The organism is Gemmatimonadota bacterium (assembly GCA_039715185.1).
Taxonomy (GTDB): domain Bacteria; phylum Gemmatimonadota; class Gemmatimonadetes; order Longimicrobiales; family RSA9; genus DATHRK01.
This window is the reverse complement of sequence record JBDLIA010000146.1, coordinates 1-4,529: the sequence shown is the minus strand read 5'-3', so window position 1 is coordinate 4,529 and position 4,529 is coordinate 1. Positions and strand designations below refer to the sequence as shown.

Below are 4,529 nucleotides of genomic sequence, written 5' to 3'. Positions count from 1 at the left end.
TCGTAGTTCATCTGGAGTTGCATCCAGAGCCGAGGAGTCGAGCCGAAGACCTTGCTGAGGCGGACGGCCATTTCCGGGGAGACGCCCGCCTTCCCGTTCACCAGGGCGGAGAGCGCCTGGCGACTCACGCCGAGGGCCTTTGCCCCGTCAGTGACGCTCAGGCCCAGCGGCGCCAGACAGGCCAGACGGACCTGCTCTCCCGGGTGCGGAGGATCGTACATGGGCATTAGCCAGATCCGGGTCTAGTGATAGTCGACCAAGTCGACGCTCTCGGGCTCTTCCTCGAAACGGAAGGTCACGCGCCAGTTGCCGGTGACCTTGACCGCCCAATGGCCCCTCAAGCTGCCCTTGAGGCGGTGCAGACCGTACCCGGGGAGGTCCAGTTCCCGCGTCCAATGTCAACCGTCACGTGTCACTTGTCAAGCGTCGACTCTGCCCTTCTGCTGGCGCATTCGGTGGCCGCGGCGACCGTGCCCCACCGTCGGCCGATCGCCGGGGCACCTCCATGCGGAGAGTGGTCGAAATCCGCAATTCGCAACTAGTTCGAATTTCGAACGAGTTACTCATCGAGTTCGAGGGAGCCTCAAGCCCCCCGCGCGACGACGTTGCCGTGCCCCGCCGCCCTCGCCTATCATCCCGTCGGGATCCGCACCGACCCGCCGGATCCTCCCCGGCCACGCGCGCCGCGGCCCAAACCAACATCGAACGGAGACGCCGGATGCCCCGCGCTGCCCTGGACGATCTTCTTCACGAGACCCGACGCTTTACTCCGCCCGCCGACTTCGCGCGGGATGCGCACGTGTCCGACCAAGCGATCTACGAGCGCGCCGAGGCCGACCCCGAGGCGTATTGGGCCGACTGGGCGAAGGAGCTGGACTGGTTCGAGCCGTGGCACACGGTGCTCGAGTGGACGCCGCCGCACGCACGCTGGTTCGACGGCGGCAAGCTGAACGTGGCGCACAACTGCCTGGACCGGCACCTGGACGGCCCGCGCCGCGACAAGCCCGCGCTGATCTGGGAGGGCGAGCCCGGCGACACGCGCACCTACACCTACGCCGAGCTGCACGCCGAGGTGGGCCGCTTCGGCAACGGGCTCAAGGGGCTCGGCGTGGGGAAGGGGGACCGCGTCGCGATCTACCTGCCGATGATCCCCGAGGCCGCCATCGCCATGCTCGCGTGCGCGCGCATCGGCGCCATCCACTCGGTCGTCTTCGGCGGCTTCAGCGCGGAGAGCCTGCGCGACCGGATCATCGACGCCGAAGCGAAGTGCGTGATCACCGCCGACGGCGGCTACCGGAGGGGCGGCGTGGTGCCGCTCAAGGCGGCGTCGGACAAGGCGTGCGAAGGGACTACGTCGGTCGAGCACGTCGTCGTGGTGAAGCGCGGCGTGGACACGCCGATGGCCATGGTGGAGGGCCGCGACGTGTGGTACCACGACATCGTGGAGGGCGCTTCGGCGGACTGCCCGGCCGAGCCGATGGACGCCGAGGACGTGCTGTTCATCCTCTACACGTCGGGCACCACCGGGAAGCCCAAGGGCGTGGTGCACACCACGGGCGGCTACCTCACGCACGCGTACGCGACCACCAAGCTCGTCTTCGACCTCAAGGAGGACGACGTCTACTGGTGCACCGCGGACGTGGGCTGGGTCACGGGGCACAGCTACATCGTCTACGGCCCGCTCGCCAACGGCGCGACCGCGCTGATGTTCGAGGGCACGCCGGATTACCCGGACCGCGGCCGCTTCTGGGAGCTCGTCGCCAAGTACGGCGTGTCCGTCTTCTACACCGCGCCCACCGCCATCAGGGCGTTCATGCGCTGGGGCGACGACTGGCCCGCGCGCCACGACCTGTCCTCGCTGCGGCTGCTCGGCACCGTGGGAGAGCCGATCAACCCCGAGGCGTGGATGTGGTACCGCGAGCACATCGGCGGCGAGAGCTGTCCCATCGTGGACACGTGGTGGCAGACCGAAACCGGCGGGATCATGATCACCCCGCTGCCCGGCGTGACCGAGACCAAGCCCGGCAGCGCGACCGTCCCGTTCCCCGGCATCGCGGCGGCCATCCTGGACGACTCGGGGGCCGAGGTGCACGCCGGCTACCTGGCGCTCACGCGGCCCTGGCCGGGCATGCTGCGCACCATCTGGGGCGACGACGAGCGCTACCGCGACACCTACTGGTCCAAGTGGCCCGACACCTACTTCGCCGGCGACGGCGCCAAGCGCGACGAGGACGGCTACCTGTGGATCCTGGGCCGCGTTGACGACGTGCTGAACGTGGCCGGGCACCGCATCGGCACCATGGAGGTGGAGAGCGCGCTGGTGGACCACCCCTCGGTGACCGAGGCCGCGGTGGTGGGCCGCGCCGACGAGCTCAAGGGCCAGGCCGTGGCGGCGTTCGTGACGGTGAAGGAAGGCATCGAGACGAGCGACGCGCTGAAGCAGGAGCTACGCGCCCACGTGGCGGACAAGATCGGCGCGATCGCCAAGCCCAGCGACATCCTCTTCGCCGCCGACCTGCCCAAGACCCGCTCCGGCAAGATCATGCGCCGCCTCCTGCGCGACGTGGCCGAGGGCAGGACCCTGGGCGACACCACGACGCTGGCGGACCCGGCGGTGGTCGCGCGGCTGCAGACGGAGTACGAGGAGGAGGAGGGGTAGGGGGGCCGCGGCATGGGGAAACCCGTCATCCTGGCGGTCGATGACGAGCCGGAGGTCCTGAACTCGATCGAACGGGACCTGCGCCAGCGCTACAGCGACGACTACCGGGTGATGAAGGCGTCCTCGGGCGGTCAGGCACTCGAGGCGGTCAGAGAGGCCAAGCAGCGCGGCATGACCGTGGCGCTACTCGTGGTCGACCAGCGCATGCCGGGCATGACCGGGACGCAGTTCCTGGTGGAGGCGCTCAAGCTCTACCCGGACGCGCGCCGGGTGCTGCTGACCGCGTACGCCGATACCGACACGGCCATCGCGGCGATCAACGAGATCCACCTCGACCACTACCTGCTGAAGCCGTGGGAGCCGCCTTCGGAGCGGCTCTACCCGGTGCTCGACGACCTGCTGTCCGACTGGTGGGCCAGGGCCCGCCCCGAGTACGAAGGCATCCGCGTGGCCGGGTCCACGCTTTCGCCCACGTGCTACGCGGTGCGCGACTTCCTGTCGGGCAACCAGATCCCCTACCGGTGGCTGGACGTCGACACCGACGCCGCCGCGCGCGAGCTCGTCGCCGCGGCGTCCGCGGGGACTCCCCACCTGCCCGTGGTCTTCCTGCCGAACGGATCCGTGCTGGTGCAGCCCGAAGCCCGGGAGCTGGCCGAGGCCATCGGCATGCAGACCAGGGCCGACAAGCAGTTCTACGACCTGGTGATCGTGGGCGGCGGCCCGGCGGGGCTCGCCGGCGCGGTCTACGCCGCCTCCGAAGGGCTGCGCACGGTGCTCGTGGAGCGGGACGCCCCGGGCGGCCAGGCCGGCACGAGCTCGCGGATCGAGAACTACCTGGGCTTTCCGGGCGGCGTCAGCGGGGGCGACCTGGCGCGCCGGGCCGTCACGCAGGCGAAGCGCTTCGGCGCCGAGATCCTCGCGGCGCAGGAGGTCGTCGCGGTCGAGCGGGAAGACCCGTACCGCACCGTCCGGCTCTCCGACGGCGCGGAGCTGAGCTGCTACGCCGTGCTGTACGCCGCCGGCATGGAGGTCCGCCACCTGGACGTGCCCGGCGTCGCGGGGCTGATTGGCGCCGGCGTCTATTACGGCGCGGCGCCGACCGAGGGTGCGCTGTACGGGGGGCGCGACGTCTTCGTCGTGGGGGGCGCCAACTCCGCGGCGCAGGGGGCCATCTTCTTCTCGCGCTACGCGCGCAAGGTCACCATGGTCGTGCGCGGCACCGATCTGCACGGCATGTCGCAATACCTGGTGGACCGGATCGAGGAGACGCCCAACATCGAAATCATGACCGAAACCGTCGTCGCCGGCGTGCGCGGCGAGGAACGCCTGGAGGCCATCACGCTGGCCGACGCGAGCTCGGGCGCTACGCGCGAGGCGCGGGCCGACGCGGTTTTCGTCTTCATCGGCACGGCGCCGCGCACGGACATCCTGGCGGATCTGGTCGCGCGGGACTCGGAGGGCTTCATCTTCACCGGGCGCGACGCGATCGTGGACGGCAAGCGGCCCGGCGGCTGGACGGCGGATCGCGACCCGTTCCCGCTCGAAACCAGCGTGCCGGGCATCTTCGCCGCCGGCGACGCGCGCCGCGGGTCTGGCAAGCGCGTCGCGCTGGCGGTGGGTGAGGGCTCGGCGGCCATCGGCATGATCCACCGGTACCTGAGGACCGTATGAGCGACGCCGCGCTGGTAGAACGCCTGGCGGCGCTGTCCAAGCTCGCGGCGATCCCGCCCGCGGAGCTGGACTGGCTCGTGGCGCACGGCGAGTTGGCCGAACACGAGCAAGGAGCGGTCGTCGCGCCGAAGGGCGAGCGCATCGACGAGCTGTGGATCCTCCTCTCGGGACACTTCGCCATCCGCGTCGACCGCGGCGC

The 4,529-nt window shown here is 70.4% G+C and carries 4 protein-coding genes and 1 pseudogene; 3 read left to right on the top strand and 2 right to left on the bottom strand.

Features of this window, described 5'->3' with window-relative positions; genetic code table 11:
* A partial coding sequence (locus ABFS34_15820; GenBank protein MEN8376894.1) for a HigA family addiction module antitoxin occupies nt 1-227 on the bottom strand: 227 nt, incomplete at its 3' end.
* A 15-nt stretch (nt 228-242) separates the two neighbouring features.
* Nucleotides 243-383: pseudogene (locus tag ABFS34_15815) on the bottom strand (type II toxin-antitoxin system RelE/ParE family toxin).
* Between the two features lie 335 nt (nt 384-718).
* Between ABFS34_15815 and acs the strand changes: the two are divergent.
* From acs to ABFS34_15800, 3 genes are all read left to right on the top strand, one after another.
* Nucleotides 719-2,659: an acetate--CoA ligase gene (gene acs / locus ABFS34_15810; GenBank protein ID MEN8376893.1), complete on the top strand. Its 1,941-nt coding sequence runs from the start codon at nt 719-721 to the stop codon at nt 2,657-2,659.
* A gap of 12 nt (nt 2,660-2,671) precedes the next feature.
* On the top strand, nt 2,672-4,330 hold the full coding sequence (locus ABFS34_15805) for an FAD-dependent oxidoreductase (protein MEN8376892.1): 1,659 nt from the start codon (nt 2,672-2,674) through the stop codon (nt 4,328-4,330).
* Nucleotides 4,327-4,529: hypothetical protein (locus ABFS34_15800; protein ID MEN8376891.1), on the top strand; the 203-nt coding region annotated here is incomplete at its 3' end. The genes ABFS34_15805 and ABFS34_15800, both read left to right, overlap by 4 nt.

Bases quoted from the DNA above. Each gene is read 5' to 3' on its own strand.
- ABFS34_15805 (MEN8376892.1), top strand. From the start codon at position 2,672: ATGGGGAAACCCGTCATCCTGGCGGTCGATGACGAGCCGGAGGTCCTG.
- acs (MEN8376893.1), top strand. From the start codon at position 719: ATGCCCCGCGCTGCCCTGGACGATCTTCTTCACGAGACCCGACGCTTT.